This is a genomic window from Marinomonas phaeophyticola (assembly GCF_026966905.1).
Classification (GTDB): domain Bacteria; phylum Pseudomonadota; class Gammaproteobacteria; order Pseudomonadales; family Marinomonadaceae; genus Marinomonas; species Marinomonas phaeophyticola.
In genome coordinates this window covers 373377-394014 of record NZ_JAPUBN010000019.1, presented here as the reverse complement: position 1 = coordinate 394014, position 20638 = coordinate 373377, and the positions used below count along the sequence as shown (strand labels likewise).

Annotated in this window: 19 protein-coding genes and 2 pseudogenes; 3 read left to right on the top strand and 18 right to left on the bottom strand. The window is 41.4% G+C overall.

What is annotated here, in order from left to right:
• Window positions 1–12: 12 nt before the first annotated feature.
• The 11 genes and pseudogenes from O1D97_RS16045 to orn form a co-directional block, all read right to left on the bottom strand.
• Entirely contained in the window at window positions 13–1191 is a 1179-nt protein-coding gene (locus tag O1D97_RS16045; RefSeq protein WP_269127175.1) for an ATP phosphoribosyltransferase regulatory subunit, read from the bottom strand.
• A 12-nt stretch (window positions 1192–1203) separates the two neighbouring features.
• Entirely contained in the window at window positions 1204–1401 is a 198-nt protein-coding gene (locus O1D97_RS16040) for a DUF2065 domain-containing protein (protein ID WP_269127174.1), read from the bottom strand.
• Between the two features lie 115 nt (window positions 1402–1516).
• Entirely contained in the window at window positions 1517–2386 is an 870-nt protein-coding gene (hflC, locus tag O1D97_RS16035) for a protease modulator HflC (protein ID WP_269127173.1), read from the bottom strand.
• Window positions 2386–3632 (bottom strand): annotated as a pseudogene (hflK, locus tag O1D97_RS16030) (FtsH protease activity modulator HflK). The gene hflC and the pseudogene hflK overlap by 1 nt, the downstream one beginning before the upstream one ends.
• Window positions 3633–3672: 40 nt before the next feature.
• Window positions 3673–4959 (bottom strand): ribosome rescue GTPase HflX, encoded by a 1287-nt coding sequence (gene hflX, locus O1D97_RS16025; protein ID WP_269127172.1) that lies wholly within the window; start codon window positions 4957–4959, stop codon window positions 3673–3675.
• Window positions 4960–4994: 35 nt separating this feature from the next.
• Entirely contained in the window at window positions 4995–5240 is a 246-nt protein-coding gene (gene hfq, locus O1D97_RS16020; protein ID WP_191603110.1) for an RNA chaperone Hfq, read from the bottom strand.
• 96 nt (window positions 5241–5336) lie between these two features.
• Complete coding sequence (gene miaA, locus O1D97_RS16015) at window positions 5337–6269, bottom strand: tRNA (adenosine(37)-N6)-dimethylallyltransferase MiaA (protein WP_269127171.1); 933 nt, start codon at window positions 6267–6269, stop codon at window positions 5337–5339.
• Window positions 6269–8176, bottom strand: coding sequence for a DNA mismatch repair endonuclease MutL (mutL, locus tag O1D97_RS16010; protein WP_269127170.1), 1908 nt, complete (start codon window positions 8174–8176; stop codon window positions 6269–6271). The genes miaA and mutL overlap by 1 nt, the downstream gene beginning before the upstream one ends.
• A 33-nt stretch (window positions 8177–8209) precedes the next feature.
• Window positions 8210–9550 (bottom strand): N-acetylmuramoyl-L-alanine amidase, encoded by a 1341-nt coding sequence (locus O1D97_RS16005; protein WP_269127169.1) that lies wholly within the window; start codon window positions 9548–9550, stop codon window positions 8210–8212.
• A 79-nt stretch (window positions 9551–9629) separates the two neighbouring features.
• On the bottom strand, window positions 9630–10103 hold the full coding sequence (gene tsaE / locus O1D97_RS16000; protein ID WP_269127168.1) for a tRNA (adenosine(37)-N6)-threonylcarbamoyltransferase complex ATPase subunit type 1 TsaE: 474 nt from the start codon (window positions 10101–10103) through the stop codon (window positions 9630–9632).
• A gap of 123 nt (window positions 10104–10226) precedes the next feature.
• The gene (orn, locus tag O1D97_RS15995; RefSeq protein WP_269127167.1) at window positions 10227–10772 is read right to left on the bottom strand and encodes an oligoribonuclease; all 546 of its coding nucleotides are present in this window, start codon (window positions 10770–10772) and stop codon (window positions 10227–10229) included.
• 72 nt (window positions 10773–10844) lie between these two features.
• Between orn and rsgA the strand changes: the two genes are divergently transcribed.
• Window positions 10845–11873: a small ribosomal subunit biogenesis GTPase RsgA gene (gene rsgA, locus O1D97_RS15990; protein WP_269127166.1), complete on the top strand. Its 1029-nt coding sequence runs from the start codon at window positions 10845–10847 to the stop codon at window positions 11871–11873.
• A 23-nt stretch (window positions 11874–11896) separates the two neighbouring features.
• Here rsgA and O1D97_RS15985 read toward each other — a convergent pair whose 3' ends face one another.
• The 3 genes from O1D97_RS15985 to O1D97_RS19670 are packed head-to-tail and all read right to left on the bottom strand — an operon-like array spanning window position 11897 to window position 13684.
• Entirely contained in the window at window positions 11897–12799 is a 903-nt protein-coding gene (locus O1D97_RS15985; protein ID WP_269127165.1) for a flagellar motor protein MotB, read from the bottom strand.
• 31 nt (window positions 12800–12830) lie between these two features.
• Window positions 12831–13322 carry a MotA/TolQ/ExbB proton channel family protein gene (locus O1D97_RS19675; RefSeq protein ID WP_330221500.1) on the bottom strand — a complete coding sequence of 164 codons (492 nt, stop codon included), beginning with the start codon at window positions 13320–13322 and terminating at the stop codon, window positions 12831–12833.
• An 11-nt stretch (window positions 13323–13333) separates the two neighbouring features.
• Window positions 13334–13684: a motility-associated protein gene (locus O1D97_RS19670; RefSeq protein WP_330221499.1), complete on the bottom strand. Its 351-nt coding sequence runs from the start codon at window positions 13682–13684 to the stop codon at window positions 13334–13336.
• Between the two features lie 125 nt (window positions 13685–13809).
• Between O1D97_RS19670 and O1D97_RS15975 the strand changes: the two genes are divergently transcribed.
• Entirely contained in the window at window positions 13810–15303 is a 1494-nt protein-coding gene (locus O1D97_RS15975; RefSeq protein ID WP_269127164.1) for an HDOD domain-containing protein, read from the top strand.
• Window positions 15304–15331: 28 nt separating this feature from the next.
• Window positions 15332–16198 (top strand): archaetidylserine decarboxylase, encoded by an 867-nt coding sequence (asd, locus tag O1D97_RS15970; protein ID WP_269127163.1) that lies wholly within the window; start codon window positions 15332–15334, stop codon window positions 16196–16198.
• A gap of 78 nt (window positions 16199–16276) precedes the next feature.
• On the opposite strand, the gene secF is transcribed toward asd, so the two are convergent.
• From secF to tgt, 4 genes and pseudogenes are all read right to left on the bottom strand, one after another.
• A complete protein-coding gene (gene secF, locus O1D97_RS15965) occupies window positions 16277–17188 on the bottom strand; it encodes a protein translocase subunit SecF (protein ID WP_269127162.1) in 912 nt (303 codons plus the stop codon).
• A 9-nt stretch (window positions 17189–17197) separates the two neighbouring features.
• Window positions 17198–19048, bottom strand: a complete 1851-nt coding sequence (gene secD / locus O1D97_RS15960; RefSeq protein ID WP_269127161.1) for a protein translocase subunit SecD — start codon at window positions 19046–19048, stop codon at window positions 17198–17200.
• 73 nt (window positions 19049–19121) lie between these two features.
• Window positions 19122–19448 carry a preprotein translocase subunit YajC gene (gene yajC, locus O1D97_RS15955; RefSeq protein WP_269127160.1) on the bottom strand — a complete coding sequence of 109 codons (327 nt, stop codon included), beginning with the start codon at window positions 19446–19448 and terminating at the stop codon, window positions 19122–19124.
• Between the two features lie 71 nt (window positions 19449–19519).
• Window positions 19520–20637 (bottom strand): annotated as a pseudogene (gene tgt / locus O1D97_RS15950) (tRNA guanosine(34) transglycosylase Tgt).
• Between the last annotated feature and the right edge of the window lies 1 nt (window position 20638).

Below are 20638 nucleotides of genomic sequence, written 5' to 3'. Positions count from 1 at the left end.
TTTAACAAAATTTTACAGATTAGCAGCAACTGTCTGCCAATCTCCTTTAACACAAACCAATTCAAAATCGACTTCAACCGTAGGAACTTCTCCCTCCAACGCTTGCACAACCTTAAAACCTTCTGACCTCAATTTAGAAACCACATCCCACAAAGAGATATCATTTCCAGCAGGAGCCAATACCACTTTATTTTTTGAAATTGCAAAATCAGACAACATCACCAACGTTTTGAGGTCAGTACTAAAGCCTGTCGCTGGACGAGAACGCCCAAACACTTCACCAATATTATTGTAACGACCACCTCTAGCTATTGCATTACCTTGACCAGGCAGGTAGGCCGCAAAAACCAATCCCGTGTGGTAATTATAAGAAACTAAATCACTTAAATCGAAATGGAACCGGACACTAGGGAAACGCAATGAGATGGTTTTTTTAACTAGTTGCAATTCATTGATAGCCGCATCAATTTTTTTGCTGATACCGCTAAGTGCAAAACGCGCTTTCTCAAGAACAGATTCATCTCCACACAAACGGGGCAATAGATTCAACCAACCGGATTGCTCTTCAGATAAACCCAAAGACGCAACGAATCGATTCAATTCAGGAAGGTCTTTTGTTTTATAAAATTCAGATATTGTTTCTCGTTGTAAATCTGTTAGATCACAAACAGACATAAGATCCCTTACAATATCCACATGACCTAAATCCAAAACAGGCGAACCAATCCCTGCAACGGACAAAGTCTCTATCATTAAAGATAATATCTCAATATCACTTTCAACCCCGCCATGCCCATATAATTCTGCACCCAGCTGAATAGGGCTACGAGTACCATCCAATCCCGATGGCACAGTCCTTAAGACGCTACCGCAATAGCACAATCGTTGTATTGATTCTCCCTTCAAACAATGAGCATCAATCCTTGCTACTTGAGAAGTGAAATCAGCACGAATACCCATCATACGACCCGACAACTGATCTATAACTTTAAATGTCTCGTTTTCTAAATCTGAGCCAGCACCCGTTAAAAGGGAGTCTAAATACTCCAACAAAGGTGGAATGACTAACTGATAACCCCACGAATGATGAAGGTCAAGCAAGGTTCTTCGCAAATTCTCAATTCTCTCTGCCTGAACAGGCAAAGACTCATCAACACCGTCAGGTAATAGCCAGCGATCAGCTAATGTCATTAGTTTTTCCTCTTAGCTTCGTACTATATAAAGCAACAATAACCCTAAGAACATACTTACTGCACCTATGATGCGCACATTAGCATCCGAAGTAGACACTACCTTAAGCATTAACTTTCGCCATGCATCAGGCGCAAGAAAAGGCAAAAAACCTTCAACTATCAACAGAAGGCTTACTCCCACAAGCAATGACAAAAGCAGTTCGTGCATACATTCTCGTTTTTTAAACATGAAAAAACCGGGAAATTACCCGGTTTTTTCTATCATACCATGTTTCCTATTTGAACAAATAGACCTCAATGGCATTCCACCTAAATATACAGAACTACTGCTCTATTTTATTTAAGTATTTAAAGAATTCACTATCTGGTTTAATTACAAAGACATCACCCTGAGAACCAAAGCTTGCTCTATATGCTTGCAAACTACGATAAAACTCATAGAAGTCTGGGTCTTGCGTATATACCTTAGAGTAAATATCCGCTGCCGTTGCATCCCCGTCACCACGAATCATCTCTGAATCACGATAAGCTTCAGACTCAAGCACAACTTGCTGCCTATCCGCATCCGCTCGAATACCTTCCGCAAGCTCTAAACCTTTCGATCTATGCTCTCTTGCTTCACGCTCACGTTCAGTTCTCATACGCTGATAAACAGACTCACTCACATCTGGCGGCAAATCTATTCTCTTCACTCGGATATCAACAATTGTAATACCCAACTCAGATTTAGCTACATCATCTAGACCTACTCGCAATTCATCCATCAGCTGATCACGTTCACCAGAGACGACTTCATGCATAGTACGCTCACCGAATTGATTCCTTAGACCCGTATCAACACGAGAAGACAAAACTCTATTAGCAATAACCTCGTCTCCAGAAGTTGCTGTATAGAATTTTGACACAGACTCAATACGCCATTTTACGTAAGAGTCTACAATAACGGCCTTTTTCTCAAGAGTTAAGTAACGTTGAGGACGCGAATCCATTGTTAAAATACGTGAATCGAATTTTTTAACTTCATTCATAACTGGTATTTTAAAATGCAAACCAGGTTGAACATCATCTTCAACGATTTCACCAAATTTCAAAACAACCGCACGCTCAGTTTCTTTGACAACATATAGTGTTTGAGAAGCCACTAAAACCAAAACCAAAACAATAAACAGTAAAGACACTGATAAATTTTTCATTAGTTTCGGCCCTCTCTACGTGTCACACCTTGTCGCTTACGAATTTCCTCGATTACCTGATCTGTAATATTGCCAATATTAGACGACAAAACAGAACTCGAAGCAGACGAAGCTGGCGTCGCAGCTTTATTACTACCCATTATTTTATCTAACGGTAAATACATCATATTATTCCCGCCATCAACATCAACAACCACTTTACTCGATTTAGAGTAAACTTCCTCGATTGTCTCTATATATAGACGTCGTTTTGTAACCTCAGGCGCCTTTATATACTCTTGATACATGCGATCAAAACGATCAGCCTGACCAGATGCCCTTGCAACAATCTCAGAACGATAAGCTTCAGCTTCTTCTCGTATGCGCTGAGCACGACCACGAGCCTCAGGAATAATACCGTTAGCATATGACTCTGCCTCATTACGTACACGCTGCTCATCTTCCTTCGCTTTAATCACGTCATCAAACGCCTCTTGAACCTGAGTAGGCGCTTGAGTATTTTCAACGTTAACTTTAGAGATCAACAAACCAGTGCCATAAACATTAATATAGTTCTGCAACCTGATTTTAACGTCATCGGCCAGCAACTCTCGGCCTTCCGTTAAAATTTGGTCCATTTGAGAACTACCAACAACATGCCTAAGAGCACTTTCTACAGCCTGAGCCAAACTCTCTTCTGGATTACGCACATTCAGCAGGTAATTTTTGGGTTCTTGAACAGAGTACTGAACAGACACCCCTACTTCAACAATGGCCTCATCAACCGTCAACATTAACGCCTTATGATCATGGGAACGAACTTTAGTTACATTCACTTTACTCACAGTGTCAATCATTGGTGGATTCCAATGCAGACCAGGCATAACAGTTTCATAGTACTTACCAAGCCTTAGAACAACACCTCGCTCCTGCTGATCCACCTGATAAACACCAGACGCCCCCCAAAGACCTAAAATGCCAATTAGAGCGATCGCGACAACACTGCCCCCAAATTTATTGGAGAGATTATTGCCACCACCAGAGCCGCCATTTCCACGCCCCCCTTTTTGACACCCAGCATTTCCATCAACTTACCAAAAGCCTCATCTAAATCAGGAGGCCCTTGTTCATTACGCTTTTGTTTTCCCCACGGGTCATTCCCAGAAGGGTCATTACTCTTATCGGTATCAGACTTACCACTTGTATTTCGATCTTTATCAGAGTTCCAAGGGTCTTTGTCATTATTACCCGGTTCATTCCAGGCCATAAAGCCTCTCCATTATCATTCAAAAAAATTCCACACAAAACTAAGCGGCGTGCAACTGCTCTTCACTTAAACCTGTTTTCGCTAAAATTTGTAAAAAATCTTTTTTCGGCAATCTAACATTTAGAATAGAACGACCATCCTCATCGTATTCTTCAGAAACGACAGCCCCCTGTTCAAACATCATCGCTCTAAAACGGCCAGCATCATTAGGCAGCAACAAACTATCTTGGATGACATCTTCACCAAGAAGTTCAGAAATTGCCATCTTTAGTAAATCGACACCTTCTCCAGTTTTAGCAGACAACCAAACTCGGTAAGGTTTACCACCTTCATCTCGATCAATTCTTGCTTCCACATTAGACAACGCATCAATCTTATTAAACACCACTAATGTTGGAATTTCATAAGCATCAATTTCACGCAATACGTCATTAACATGCTGAATATTTTCATCTCGAGACAAATCACTTGCATCAACAATATGTAACAACAAGTTCGCTTCAGATGATTCTTTCAAAGTAGCCTGAAATGCCTTAACTAGACGATGAGGTAATTGTCGAATAAATCCAACTGTGTCAGCAAGCACAATAGAACCAATCTCTGGCATATCTAAACGCCTTAAAGTCGGATCCAAAGTAGCAAAAAGTTGATCAGCCGCAAAGACATCAGATCCCGTAGCACGATTAAATAACGTCGATTTACCCGCATTCGTATACCCAACCAAAGACACCGTTGGTGTTGATGAGCGAGTACGAGATCGACGACTTTGATCTCGCTGTACATTAACCTTATCCAAACGCTTTTGGATACCCTTAATTCTTTCACGAATCAATCGACGGTCAGTCTCAAGCTGTGTTTCACCGGGTCCGCGGTTGCCCACACTCCCCTGACGCTCCAAGTGTGTCCAACCTCGAATCAGACGAGTGGATAAATGCTGCAATTGAGCCAGCTCCACCTGAAGTTTACCTTCATGCGTACGGGCACGCTGGGCAAAAATATCAAGAATAAGCCCAGTTCTATCAAGAACTCGACATTTAAGAAAACTTTCAAGATTACGTTCTTGAGACGGAGTTAACGAGTGATCAAAAATCACAACTTGCGCATCTTCACGAACAACAATGTCCATGATTTCATCTAGCTTACCAGTACCAACAAAATACCTAGGATCTGGTTTTTGACGCGAACCCGTTACAACAGCAACAGGGTCAGCACCAGCTGAGATCGCAAGTTCAACACACTCTTCTGGGCCATATGAGTTTAACGGATCATTAAAATCCACATGAACCAAAACAGCTAGATCACCACTTTCTGGGCGTTCGAAAAACAAATTAATCTTCCTATACTAGCCCTATACTAAGCAGGCTATTCAATTGCATCTTCTGGAGAGTCAGGAGATGGGATACGAATTGTACGAGATGGAACAACTGTAGAAATAGCATGCTTATATACCATTTGACTGACAGTATTTTTCAACAAGATAACAAACTGATCAAACGATTCAATTTGCCCTTGCAATTTAATTCCATTCACTAAAAAAATAGAAACAGGTACTCTTTCTTTACGTAGAACGTTAAGATAAGGGTCTTGTAATGATTGCCCTTTTGACATTGTAATCTCCTTAAATAAACTAAAATATAGGCAAAAAAAATTATTTACCCATTAAAACAATATTATAGATAGTACACGATTTCTTTTTCTATTTCCCTATATAATCCTGCTTTCGATGTATTTCAAGGCCTTACCTGCAAGATCTTTTGATAAACTATCAAACACCTCTAAGTTTTCCCAGCCTCTTAACCAAGTAATTTGACGTTTTGCCAACTGCCTCGTTGCAATGACCCCTTTATCTATAGCATCAACTAGAGAATCTTGCCCATCTAAATGCTGCCATAATTGACGATAACCAACACAACGAATAGATGGCAGGTCTACATGAAGATCTCCTCTATCATGAAGTGTGGTCACTTCTTCTAAAAAACCTTGCCGCATCATGACATCAAACCGTTCTTTAATACGTTCATGCAAAACAGATCTCTCGGAAGGCATAACCGCGATATCCAACATATGAAAAGGTAACGATTGAGCCGACTGCTGAGACCAAAACTCAGTCATCGTCTTACCACTCACCAAGTACACCTCAAGCGCCCTTTGAAGCCTCTGTGGGTCATTAGGGTGAATTCTTGAAGCCGACACTGGGTCAACCTTAGCCAATTCAGCATGCACAGCTTTCCAACCATTCTCTTCTGCGTTTTTTTCTATTTTAAATCTAATTTCTTGACTTGCTTGAGGCATGACCGCTAAGCCTTTTTTTAAGGCATTAAAATACATCATAGTTCCACCCACAAGCAGCGGAGTTTTCCCCTGCGCAAAAATAGATTCGATTTCCTGCTGCACATCTATTAAAAAATCAGCCGCCGAATAAGATTCAAGCGGATCAATTATATCAATTAAACGATGCGGAGCCATTTTCAACATTTCCGCATCTGGCTTCGCAGTACCAATATCCATCCCCCGGTATACCAAGGCGGAATCGACACTAATAATGGAATAATTATGATTTTGCACCAACTCAACAGCCAGCCCCGTTTTTCCAGAAGCCGTTGGCCCCATCAAGCATACAACACTTGGTTTCTTCACTAACGACCTCGCAAAAACAATTTATCCAAATCAGACATACTTAATTGCGTCCAAGTCGGTCGACCATGATTGCATTGGCCACTTCGCTCCGTAATCTCCATGTCTCGTAACAAGCTGTTCATCTCTGTAATCGTCAACTTCCTATTTGCCCTAATAGAGCCATGACAAGCCATAGACGCCATTAATTCATTCGCTCTAGCCTCTAACAAATCTGAACCGCCATTTTCATTCAAGTCACTAATCACATCACGAACCAAACTCTCCACATTTGACTCAATCAATACCACTGGCACCTCTCGAACCATAACACTTTCTAACCCTGTCCTCTCAACCACAAAGCCAAAACGCCGAAACGTACCACCCTCTCCCTCAACAATGTCCGCCTCACTCTGAGAAACAGAAATATTAATAGGTACTAATAATGGCTGAGAAACGATTGTCTTTTGATAAAATGCATTTTTCATGCGTTCGTAAAGGATTCTTTCATGGGCGGCATGCATATCTACAACAATCAAACCTGATGCACTTTCTGATAAAATATAGACACCATGCAATTGAGCAACAGCAAAACCCAAAGGAGGAACAGTCGATGAGGTAGATTCCTGAACCTGCCATTTTGTCGCATCAGCCTGACTCACCTCACCCGTGTCAGGATTAACGTATTCACGCCCTCCCCCATCACCGACAATACTTGCAAAGCGACTAAAATCAGCCACTGCTGAAAGTTGCTCTTGAATGCCTTCTGGGCGAACAGCTCCCTTCGAATACCCTCCCACCCCATTTGCAAACGAGCCACTAGAGACAACAGGACGAAGAGATAAATTAGATTGCTCTTTAATTTCATCCTTTAAGGAAGACACACCGATATCGCCGCCCGTAAGGTCAGCAGTATCTTGTGATTGCGGGCGAACATCCGCCAGAACCCTGTGGATTTTACTAAACAAAAAGTCATGCACCAAACGACCATCTCTAAAACGCACCTCATGCTTGGTTGGGTGCACATTCACATCCACCGTTGCAGGATCGAGCTCTAAATAAAGCACAAAAGTAGGATGTCGACCATTATATAGCACATCACGATATGCCTGACGTACAGCATGAGCCACCAGTTTATCCTTTACCACTCGCCCATTCACAAAGAAATATTGAAGATCTGCCTGAGATCGAGAAAAGGTGGGTAAACCAATCCAACCCCACAATCTCAACCCAGCCGCCTCTACATCTAGCGTCAACGCATTTTCAATGAATTTCTTACCAAGCAAAGAAGCCAAACGATGCTCGGCACTCATTTGATTAGCAACGGCCCTTAGGTCGTATATTTGCTTACCATTGTGACTCAACCGAAACCCAACATCATAACGACTCAAAGCCAGCCGTTTAACCACTTCCTCTAAATGCGAAAACTCTGTTTTTTCCGTCCTTAAAAACTTACGTCTGGCAGGCGTATTGAAAAATAAATCCCTAACCTCAATCGTCGTACCTGGAAGGTGGGAGGCAGGCTTTACCGCCGTAGCCATATCCTTTCCTTCCGCCTCAACACGCCACGCCTCATCACTCTTATTAAATTTCGACGTCAGCAGTAATCTTGATACAGAGCTAATACTGGCTAATGCTTCCCCTCGAAAACCCAATGTTCTTACAGACTCTAAATCATCAAGGGTAAGTATTTTACTTGTAGCGTGTCGACATAATGCCAGCGCCAAATCTCCTTTTGCGATACCATAGCCGTTGTCACGTATTTTTATTTGTCGTACGCCGCCCTGCTCGACCTCAATATCAAGCTGAGTAGAACCTGCATCCAAACTATTCTCTAAAAGCTCTTTCACTACGGAAGCTGGACGCTCTACAACTTCACCTGCCGCTATTTGGTTGGCAAGCCTTGGACTAAGAAGATGTATTCTTTGCATATATAAACCTATGACAATATTGGTACGTAAAGTTTAACTAGATGGAATACGAAGCTTCTGACCAATCCAAATAACATCATCCTTAAGGCTATTTACGCTTCTTAATCGACTCACAGATACACTATTCTTTTTAGCGATTTCAGATAACGTGTCTCCTTTTGAAACAACATACACCTTAGATCTTGATCGGTTTTGCTTCCATGCCAGCAAAGTACCGTCAGGCGGGTTTTTTAAAAACGAGCTTTCAACACCTTTAGCAATAGCGGCTGCAAGTTTTTTCCGGTATGCATAACTGCCTAAATTTTTCGCTTCTGTTGCATTAGAAACAAATCCAGTCTCGATTAAAATAGAGGGAATATCCGGGGATTTGAGAACAACGAAACCAGCTTGCTGGACGGTATTTTTATGCAATTTAACAACATTATCCATTTTACTTAAAACACTGGTACCTATATCTAAGCTAAACTGGATAGTGGAATTCATAGACATATCAAGGAGAACCTCAGCCAGCAATTGATCTTTATCATCCAGTGAGATCCCCCCAACTAACTCTGCAGATTTTTCTTGCTCTGCTAACCAGCGTCCCATCTCACTCGTTTTACCACTTAAGGAAAGCGCCCAGACAGAGGCTCCTCTAGCACTAGATTTAGTAAAAGCGTCTGCATGTATGGAAATTAGTAAATCTGCATTTGAAGAGCGCGCCACTTGAGACCGCTGTCGCAATGGGAGATACACATCAGAAGAACGAGTCAACACCGGCTTAAAACCCTCAATACTTGCGAGATCTTTAGCCAATTCTTTAGCAATTGACAACACTATATCTTTTTCACGAACTTTATACTTCCCTATAGCACCAGGATCTTTACCTCCATGTCCTGCATCAATAACAACAACAACATCCCTTTTAGAATTTGAAATTGCCGCTAAATTTTTAGGAACTGATACTTCTTTAGCTTTATCGGCCCCATATTCTAGTTCAACTAAAATACGGGGACCAAATTTACCTGATGCAGATAGAGTGGAGCTTTTTGACTTCACCTTTTTCGCCAAATCCAAAACAAAACGAACACCACTATCACGCTGCGCAAAACGAACACGCTGAAGAACACCGGAAGGCAATTTCTTTAAAGCTTCTTGGGATGCAGAAGAGAAAGTAGATCCAGTAACATCTAAGACAACCCGATCAGGGTTAGATAAAGAGAATAAACGGTGTTCCGTTGATTTATCGAGCTCGAAGACTAGGCGAGTTTCCCCCTCCTGTTGAGCGATGCGAATGTCAACCACCTCAACTGCAAACGCTTTCTCTCCAAACAGAAAACCCACAATAAAAACAAAAAAGAAATAAGGCGTAACAAAACTAAAATTTACATTCATATCATACAGCTAGAGTTAATAATGCTTCCACTATAACGATGACTACTATATAGCTCAACCAAAACAGATACAGCCAACATCATTCAGACAACATAATATTCTGCAACTCATTTACTACGCCCTCCCCTGCAGGAGAAATCGACTCTAGAGAAACTCGCCGTCCATCTCCTTCTAACGCAAGACGCACAATCAAATCGGCCATTGGCAATACACCACCGCCTTTTTCCGGCCACTCAATTAGACTCAACGAACCATCTTCAAAGTAATCCCTTATTCCCATGTACTCTAATTCTTCAGGGTTATGCAATCTATATAAATCAAAATGATAAATCTGCAGTTCTTCCATGCTATATGGCTCAACCAAGGTATAAGTAGGGCTTTTTACAGGACCTGTATAGCCGCCCCCTCTTAAAATACCGCGAACAAGCGTTGTTTTCCCCATTCCCAAATCACCATCGAAATGCACAGACTTAAGCGATGAAAACGCTTTATACAAAAGCCCACCAAGACGCTCCATCGCCTCTTCGCCACAAACAACTTGCTCTATTACCATTTAAATAGCACCCACTCTCGACCCATTACACTTTAAAAGATCCTAAATAATACACACAGCACTTGATGTATGAATATCTTATTTACAAAGAATTTTCACGCCTCTCAATGTGCCTTGCAAGAACTAGAACTTAAAGAAAGTTTCTCGATAATACCTTAGCTCTTCTATCGATTCTTTAATGTCATCCATCGCCAAATGCGCCCCTTTCTTTTTGAATGCATCTAACAATTCAGGCTGCCACCGACGCGCTAATTCTTTAATCGTACTCACGTCAAGATAACGGTAATGGAAATACGCCTCTAGCTCGGGCATATATTTCCATAAAAAACGTCTATCTTGGCCAACACTGTTCCCACAAATCGGGGATACCCCTTCAGGAACATAATTAGACAAAAAATCAATCGTTTGCCGTTGCGCCTCCTCCATACTAATCACACTAGATAGCACTCGCTCAGTCAGGCCTGAGTCGCCATGATGTTGAGTACACCACTCGTCCATCGCATCCATCGTAGCTTTAGACTGATAAATAGCCAAACTAGGACCTTCTGCCAACACATTTAAATCTTTATCCGTTACAATCGTTGCTATCTCAATAATTGTATTCGCTTCTGGATCGAGACCTGTCATCTCTAAGTCAATCCAAATAAGGTTATCTTTGTTTAAACTCATTCTTGTCTAATCCTTTATTATAGTTGCTAAGCATTATACTCTATGCCACAAAATAATGGACCAGTGAAATCAATGTCAAAAAGAAAACTTACAAAACATCAAGCATGGCGTATTGAAAAAATACACAAAGAGCGCTCTGAACGCGTCACCAAAAGAGCAGACAAAGCCGAGGAAGTCTTGCAATCATCTGATCTTGGACCAGAAGTGGAAGGGCTAATTCTTTCTCATTTCGGCACCCAAGTAGAAGTAGAAGGCATCACACCACCTTATGAAGGCGCGCTAACAAAATGTAACCTTCGAGCAAACCTAGGGCAACTTGTCACTGGTGATAGAGTTGTGTGGCGCCCTCAAAAAACGGAAGGCGGCGTTGTTGTCGCAACCTTTGATAGAAGTAACTCCCTATCAAGGCCAGACATTCATGGAAGGCTCAAGCCAGTCGCAGCAAATATCGACCACATTATTATTGTTGTCGCAGCTGAACCTTTGGCTCATGCAAATTTAATCGATCGTTACTTAGTCGCGGCTGAGACGGTCGGTATTCCACCGGTTATCCTGCTAAACAAAACTGATTTAATTAATGAAAAAAACGAATCAAGCCTCAACGACCTTCTATCGACTTATGAAGAACTGGGGTACCAAATAATCAAAACATCAACACAAAATCAAAACGGGATGGACAATCTCTACTCATTCTTAAAACAAAAAACGAGTGTGTTTGTCGGCCAATCCGGTGTTGGCAAAAGCTCTTTGATAAATGAACTACTACCAGGCGTCAACATTACGGTAGGAGAACTCTCCACCAAAAGAAGAAAAGGCACTCACACAACCACGACAGCGAGATTATTTCACATACCGAAAGGTGGTGACTTAATTGACTCTCCTGGAATTCGAGAGTTCGGGCTTTGGCACATTACCGAAGAACAACTCCTAAATGGCTTTATTGAATTTAGAGAGCACCTAGGTTACTGCCGCTTCAGAGACTGTTCCCACGAAAAAGAGCCTGGTTGCGCTATTTTAGACGCTCTAGCGCACAAAAAAATAAGCAAAAAACGCTTCTCTAGCTATCTTAGAATTAAACAATCCATACTTGAAAATATTTAATCAACATCGGCTAAATATGAGCATCAGAAAACAGACTCAGGATCCAACTTAATCTGCTGCTCAAACGACTCAAAACCAAAACGCTTACGATTTCTTTCAATTAATTCCTGATAAGAATCATCATTCAAAATAGTAATGGTAATCCTCCTATTTTGAGGGCTTTCTAAATTGAATTGATCGTATGGAATACTGTCAGCTAACCCCACCACCTGAGCAATTCTCAGCCCCTCAACACCACTTTCTTCCATAATTCTTCTCGCAGAATTCGCCCTTCTAGAAGATAAATCCCAATTATTTAATTCACCACCACCAAACGGAGAAGAGTCAGTGTGCCCTGAAATAACAATAGGGTTGTCAATTTCCTTAATGACCGCTCCCATACTTAACATTAAGTTCTCAATATCTGGCAACATCCGATCACTGCCCTTTTCAAACATAGGGTTTTCAGGATCATCCAGAAACGTAACTCGAACTCCCTCAGGTGTAATTTCAAGCTTTACATTTTTTTCAGAGTCTTCTATTTGCTTTAATTTTGTTAACGAATCATCCGCAATGTCGTTTAACTTCTCAAGTTTCTCACCATTATCACCTGAGCCAATTTCAACATCTCGAGTTGGTTCCTTAGTGCTTCCGGGGTCAGTAAGATCCGCCTGCAATTTACGTTCTATACTTTTTGCAGGGCTGCCACCCAAATCAATTGGATTTGCGCTAAATCCCGCCGTAGCTGGCCCCAAAGGATCATTGAAATACCCTTCAATTACAGCCAACTCTTCTGGAGAAGATACATTAATGATCCACAAAACTAGGAAAAATGCCATCATGGCTAAAGCAAAGTCGGCTAACGCAATTTTCCACGCACCACCATGAGCACCATGCTTTTTGACTTTCTTAACACGCCTTATAACCAAGTTTTCTGAATCATTCATGATTAGTTACCAACATCCCCTATAAAGAAACCTAACGATATTGCTTAAGGTAATCTGACAGCTCATTAAAATTCGGCCTTAAATCTGGTGGCAACAGTTTACGTCCAGACTCCACCGAAACTGACGGAGCATAGCCTGCAACCGATGCAACGAGTGACGCTTTAAGACACAGATAAGCCTTTACTTCATGCTGCCCCAAACTCTCTAAATGAGAAGAAACTGGCCCGACAAAACCGTAGGCAAAAAACACTCCCAAGAATGTCCCTACCAATGCAGCCGCGACATGTGCGCCAATTTCTTCCATAGGCCCACCAATAGAACCCATGGTAATGACAATCCCTAGAACAGCCGCTACAATCCCAAAACCCGGCAACGCTTCCGCTACCTTATTAACCGCATGTGATGGAGCAACCAGTTCCTCTTCTATTTGCTCTATTTCCGCATCCATGATGGCATCTATTTCATGGCTTGGCAGACCTGTGAGCGTAAAAATTCGATAGTTATCCGTTAAAAAATGCACCACCTCATGATCTCTTAATACATCAGGAAAATCGACAAACAACTCACTGTTAAATGGATCCTCAATATCATCTTCAATAGAGAGGAAACCATTCTGTCTACTTTTTGAAACAAGCTGTAAGTTAACGACAAAAGCTGCAAATAAAAAATTTTATTATGACGACTACCTAATATAATTTGCGGCAACATTTTAAACACTCTTTTTTGTAAAGATATTGGATTTGCCGTCATAAAGGCACCCAGTGCAGCACCACATATAATCAGAACCTCGAAAGGTTGCCATAACGCAAGCAAGTTGCCATGCGATGCCAAATATCCAGCAATAACACTTCCAATAACAACCAGCATTCCCAAAACTGCAAACATATATTTTAATCCCTAAGCTTTCCAGTGTATGCTCTATCAAGATTATACAGTATGATAAATGACATCGTGATTATAGTTCATGATGTCCAATGTAAACTAACTTTGAGCCGTTAATGTAACTAGCTATGAACGACAAGTCACCCTTTGGCCTAGAAGAATGGCTAACTTTTTTACAACATAAAAAATTACCAGTGAGTTCTGGCAATTTTTCACGCCTTAAAAAACAACTAAAGTCGCCCGATGAAACGCTAGACAAGCTACAGAACAACATTTCTTCAGAACCATTTTTAGCATTCACCATCCTATCTGAAGCAAATAAAGTCGTCTCCAATAAACGCGCCGACATAAAAACACCCAACCACGCGGCCTCCATGGTTGGTATGAACGGCCTATCAAAGGTTCTTAACAAACTAGAGCCTTGCGAGTTTTCTAAAAAGAACGCTGCCCATCAGAACTTTCTAAGGCAAGTTCAAATTAGCTATGAAGCCGCCTCTATTGCCAAAAGATGGGCTATCGAAAAACGAAGCAACACATCTGAAGATATTTTTTGGATTACTTTTTTCAGAGATGCCGCTAGATGGATGATGTGGTTTTATGCAGAATCACAAATGAACCTAATGATATCTCTCATTAAAGAGGGGAAGTCACCAAAAATAGCGGAAGAGTCTGCCATCGGATGTCGCCTCGATGAATTGGCTGTAAAAATATTCCAAGCATGGCAAATTCCAAGTATCATTATCCATTCGTTTCTAACCGATCACATACCCAACCCTAAAGAACTCCAAAAACTGGCCGACTTAGCAAAGGATCCAGACTCAATACCTGGATTTACTGAGGACAAAAGACTTACCATTCTAGCAAATAGCCCTCTACTGCTGGCTTTTTGCGCAACAAAAATAGCACATGGAGCCAATAACACCAACTGGGCCTCTAAAAATTTATCTCTATACTATCAAGTCATTGCTTGTGTACTTCATTGCAAACAAGGGAAAGTAATTCAAGCAACACATTACGCCACAGTAGAAGCGGCTCAACTTTACTCCCATTCAGACAAAATACCCATTGCCTGCCAATTACTTTCTCCGAATTTGTACACAACAAAACAAATAAGAAAAAATTCACCCTCAATTGACAAGCTCCAGCAAGCATCTAATGTTATTAGTCAATTATACAAAAACTTTAAGGGCGATAAGAAACTACTCATTAAGGAGACGCTTAAAACAATTAAAATCGTTATCCCTAACGCTCAACATGCTTTAGTGCTTGTTGCAAAGCACCCTTCAAAAAAAATATCTCCCGTACTGCAATTTGGCTACGACCTTGAGACACTGAAGCAAATTAACTGGAATACGCCATCAGTTGTTTTTTCCCATTTAATACAAAAACAAAGTGTCTCAAATCTACCCAGCCATAAACTCAAAAACACAATAAACAAGTTTCCTTTACCAGCACAACAAATACTAGATGAAAGAGGACACCTTCTTATTGGCTCCTGCCCTCAGAAATTGGGCAGTGCCTTCATCATATGGCTCGACACAAGAGAAAAATTCGAGGACGCTGACTTTACAACATTTAAATCTATTATCCTCACTTTAAGCAAGGCCCTTGCCAAAACTTAATGCAAACACTAACAAACAGGACTCTACCGTGAACAAAGATCAATTTTTTGCATTTGCACAACACATTACACCACAAAAACTGCTCTCTCGATGTATTGGACGTATTGCTGAATGCGAAACTGATTTTATAAAAGATACATTTATTAAGAATTTCGTCAGTAAATACAAAGTTGATATGTCTGAAGCGGTTGAAAGCAACCCTTTCGCCTACAGAAGCTTCAATGATTTTTTTACTAGATCCATAAAACCTGAACTAAGGCCTATCACCGAAATAAACAATGGCATAGCTTGTCCTGCTGACGGGGCAATCAGTCAAATCGGCAATATTGAATACGGCACAATAATGCAAGCCAAAGGCCACTCCTACAGCCTTACGACTCTTTTAGGTGGTGACGCCGAATTATCAAATCAATTTTTGGGTGGCAAATTCGCAACTGTATATTTGTCACCAAAAGATTACCACAGAGTACATATGCCATTAGACGGCAAACTAATCAAAATGATCCACATCCCAGGTAAACTATTTTCAGTTAATAAAGTAACTGCAGAACAAATTCCTTCTGTATTTGCAAAAAACGAAAGAACCGTTTGTTTATTTGAAACCGAAGTGGGGCCAATGGCCGTCATTTTAGTAGGCGCAATGATAGTTGCGAGTATCGAAACAGTTTGGGCCGGTCAAGTCACCCCATTCAGCAAACAAATCGTCACCTGGGATTACAAACAATTGAGCGAGGTTAATCTGAAAAAAGGAGAAGAAATGGGGCGCTTCAAACTCGGGTCGACCGCCATCGTTTTATTTGGTAAAGACGCTATAAAATGGGAAGAAAACCTGAACGCAGAAACACCAACTACAATGGGAATGCTGCTAGGTAAAATAAACACCCAACCTCAATAAACTCCATTTTGGAATCAAAAAAGCCGTATTGGCGATGAACATCAATACGGCTTTTTATTACCTGAGGATCAACAACCTTTAAGGCATTTCATCTTCAAACTCTTCTTTTGGTGTAGGAATAAGATCTTCTTTAGTCAGGTTTTGAGCAATCAAAAGATTAGCAGCAACAAACACCGACGAATATGTCCCAATAACCACCCCAACCAATAAAGCAAAAGCAAAACTGTGAATCGCCTCTCCTCCAAAGAAGAACAACACCAACAAAGTAAACATCGTTGTTAAAGACGTAATCAAGGTGCGACCGAGCGTTTGATTAATCGATTCATTAATCAAGTCAACGGTTTCAATATCCCGCATAATGCGAAAGTTTTCTCGAATACGGTCACATACAACAATGGTATCATTTAGAGAGTAGCCCACTACCGCAAGCAATGCAGCCAATACAGTTAAGTCAAATTCCATACCTAATACGGAAAAAACACCTAACGTAATCACCACATCATGAGCCAACGCAGCAACAGAAGCGACAGAGAACTTATACTGAAAGCGGACAGCAACATAAAGCATTACAATGGCAAGCGCCAATAACATGCCAAGGCCACCCTGCTCCCTCAATTCTTCGCCCACTTGCGCACCAACGAATTCAGAACGCATTAACTCAACACCAGCACTCTCTTGCTGCAGAGCCAATAGCACTTCATCACCCAAAGTTGGCGTGAAAACGTCCGCTAATCTCACCACAACATCGGTCGATGAACCAAAGTTTTGCACAACTACATCGCCATAGCCATTGTCAGCTAATGATTGACGCACCTGATCTAGGTCTGGAGCCACTTCGTAAGCCACCTCAACCAAGGTGCCACCAGTAAAGTCCAAGCCAAACTCTAAGCCTTTCGTCGACAAAGAAACAATCGAAATAACGATAAGCAAAAGAGAAAGGGCTGCAACTACTTTTCTCATTGCCATAAATGGAATATTAGATACTTTCATCTCATCCCCTTAAATGTACAGACGCTTATCTTTGCGCCCACCGTACACTAAATTAATTTGCGCACGAGTAACCACAATAGCGGTAAACATTGACGTCAAAATACCCAACGACAGCGTTACCGCAAACCCTTTAACAGGACCCGTTCCCACAGCAAACAATATAACCGCCACTAATAGTGTTGTGATGTTGGCGTCAAAAATGGTTGTAAAGGCACGGTTAAAGCCCGAATGTATCGCCTGCTGATTCGGCGTTCCAGCGGCCATCTCCTCTTTAATACGAGAGAAAATCAATACATTCGCATCCACCGCCATCCCCATAGTCAACACAATACCTGCAATACCTGGCAAAGTAAGAGTTGCCGACAACAAAGACATACATGCCATCAAAAGGACAATGTTCATCGCCAGAGATATATTGGCAAAAATACCAAACACCTTGTAGTAGACCAACATAAACAACATTACGACCAACAGACCAATTTGAGCCGATACCATACCAAGACGAATATTTTCAGCCCCTAAGCTCGGACCAATCGTTCTTTCTTCGACAAAATATATCGGCGCTGCGAGCGCACCTGCACGCAAAAGCAGCGCTAAGTCAGAGGACTCTCTAGGACCATTTAAGCCAGTAATACGAAACGCATTTCCTAAAGTAGACTGGATAGTGGCCAAAGAAATAATACCCTTCTCACTAAAAGATTGACGCTCTTCAACTAACTTACCATCGACCTCAACAAAACGACTACGCGACTTATGCTCAATAAAGACAACCGCCATACTACGGCCAACCGCAGTACGAGTTACTTTACTCATTTGCTTGCCGCCTTTAGAGTCAAGATTGATATTTACTTGAGGCTGTCCATTTTCATCAAAAGAGGAACTGGCATCTGACACACTTTCCCCAGTAATAATAATATCTCTTTCTAAGCGAGCCGTTCTACCCGTTTCATTTCTAAAGGACATTTCTTCAATATTAGAAGTCGTCTCTTCAAGACCCGCCTCTAGACGAAACTCCAAGTTTGCTGTCGCACCAATGATACGCTTAGCTGCCGCCGTATCTTGCACACCAGGCAATTCAACAACAATACGATTACTGCCTTGACGCTGCACTAAAGGCTCAGCAACACCTAACTCATTAACACGATTACGCAGTGTTGTTAAGTTTTGCTGTAAGGCATAAGCTTCAATTTCTTGCTTAGATATTTCAGAGAATCGAGCCTCTAAATAAAACTCACCATCAAGCTCTTGAGTAGAATACAAATACTCTTCGAACTCATCTTCTAGCATGCTCAGAGCCAAATCCAAATCGTCTTGCTTCAAGAAGCGAATTGACAAAACTCCACCATCAACCTCAACACTGCGGTAACGAATTCGCTGTTGACGCAAGGAGGTTTTCATTTCGCTTGCCGCTACAATAAACCGCTGCTGCAATGCGGCTGGCGTATCAACCTCAAGCAAGAAATGCACACCACCACGCAAATCCAAACCCAACTTCGCTGGTCCAGCACCAAAAGCAGAAAGCCATTCAGGAGTAGTTGGTACCAAATTTAAAGCACTTACGTAAGCATCGCCCAAAACAGAAGAAACAATAGGGTTCGCTGCAAGCTGATCTTCACCATTATTAAAACGAAACGTTGCTCCAGCGGATGTCAATTCAGCCTCTTTTAATGGAACACCTGACGCTTCCAACGCTTTAGTAACTTTATTAATTACACGCTCATCGACGACAGACGTCGCCTTCTGACTTGAAATCTGTAACGCTGGATCATCTGGGTATAAGTTTGGCATGGCATAGAACACACCAAGCGCCAATACAAAAACAATCAGCAAATACTTCCACAAGGGGTATTTGTTAAGCATAAAAATTCCTTTACACCTAAAGAAAGAATAAGAAACATAAAAAAAGCGCCTTCAAATGAAGACGCTTAAAAGGTTAGATAGATTTCAGCGTCCCTTTAGGTAACACTGCAGCAACGGCGGCTTTTTGAAATTTAAGCTCCACACCTTCAGATACTTCAAGAGCAACGTAGTTATCATCAACGCGAGTTACTTTTCCAAGTACACCGCCATTTGTTACTACTTCCGTACCTTTTGCCAATGAAGCTAATAGGCCTTTATGCTCTTTCGCACGTTTTGCTTGCGGACGCCACATTAGGAAATAAAAAATAATAACAAAACCGACTAACAAAACGATATTAAAAATACCAGCATCTGCAGGTGCGCCACCTTCAGCATAAGCTGGTGAGATCAATGCGATCATCTCTATATTCTCCAATTATTTAAACATTATTTACGGTCGCGTAATTGCGACCCTTCACATTACGGAAGTCGTTATTCCGCTAAAGTAGGAGTTATCAATCCTCTTTTAGCATAAAACTCATTAACAAACGCATCAAATCTACCCTCATCAAGTGCCTTTCGCAATCCTGACATAAGGTTTTGATAATAACGTAGGTTATGGATGGTATTCAGTTGAGCACCAACCATCTCCTGACACTTATCTAAATGATGTAGATATGACCTAGAAAAATTTTTACAAGTATAACAGTCACATTCATTATCCAAAGGCGCAGTATCATGACGATGTTTAGCGTTTCGGATCTTCACAACCCCCTCAGAAGTAAATAAGTGGCCATTACGGGCATTACGAGTAGGCATGACACAATCAAACATATCAACCCCCTCCTAACCCCTTCAACTAAATCCTCAGGTTTACCTACCCCCATTAAATACCTTGGCTTATCCTCCGGCATCTTTGGGGTGATATAGTCAAGGACCTTCATCATTTCATCTTTTGGCTCACCCACAGACAAACCACCGATTGCATAACCGTCAAAACCAATACCAACCAAACCTTCGAGAGACTCTTCTCTTAATGTCTCAAACATACTCCCTTGAATAATCCCAAAAAGAGCCGAAGGACTGTCTCCATGCTCTTTTTTAGACCTTTCAGCCCAACGAAGACTCATTCGCATCGATTCAGCGGCTCTTTGCTCTGTCGCCGGGTAAGGCGTGCACTCATCAAAAATCATAACAATATCGGAGCCTAAATCTTTTTGAACCTGCATGGAAATTTCAGGACTTAAAAAAACTTTTGATCCATTAATCGGGGATTGAAAGCTCACACCCTCTTCCGTGATTTTTCGCATGTCCCCAAGAGAGAATACTTGAAACCCACCAGAATCTGTTAAAATAGGTTTTTTCCACTGAGTAAAGTCATGCAAATCGCCATGAGCTTTAATCACTTCAGTACCAGGCCTCAACCATAAATGAAATGTATTGCCAAGAATAATATCAGCCCCAATTTCTTCAATATCCTTAGTCAACATTCCCTTTACTGTGCCGTAGGTTCCTACTGGCATAAACGCAGGTGTTTCAACACTACCTCGCGGAAAACGCAAAGTTGCACGACGCGCTTTACCAGATGTTGCTGACACGTCAAAATCCATA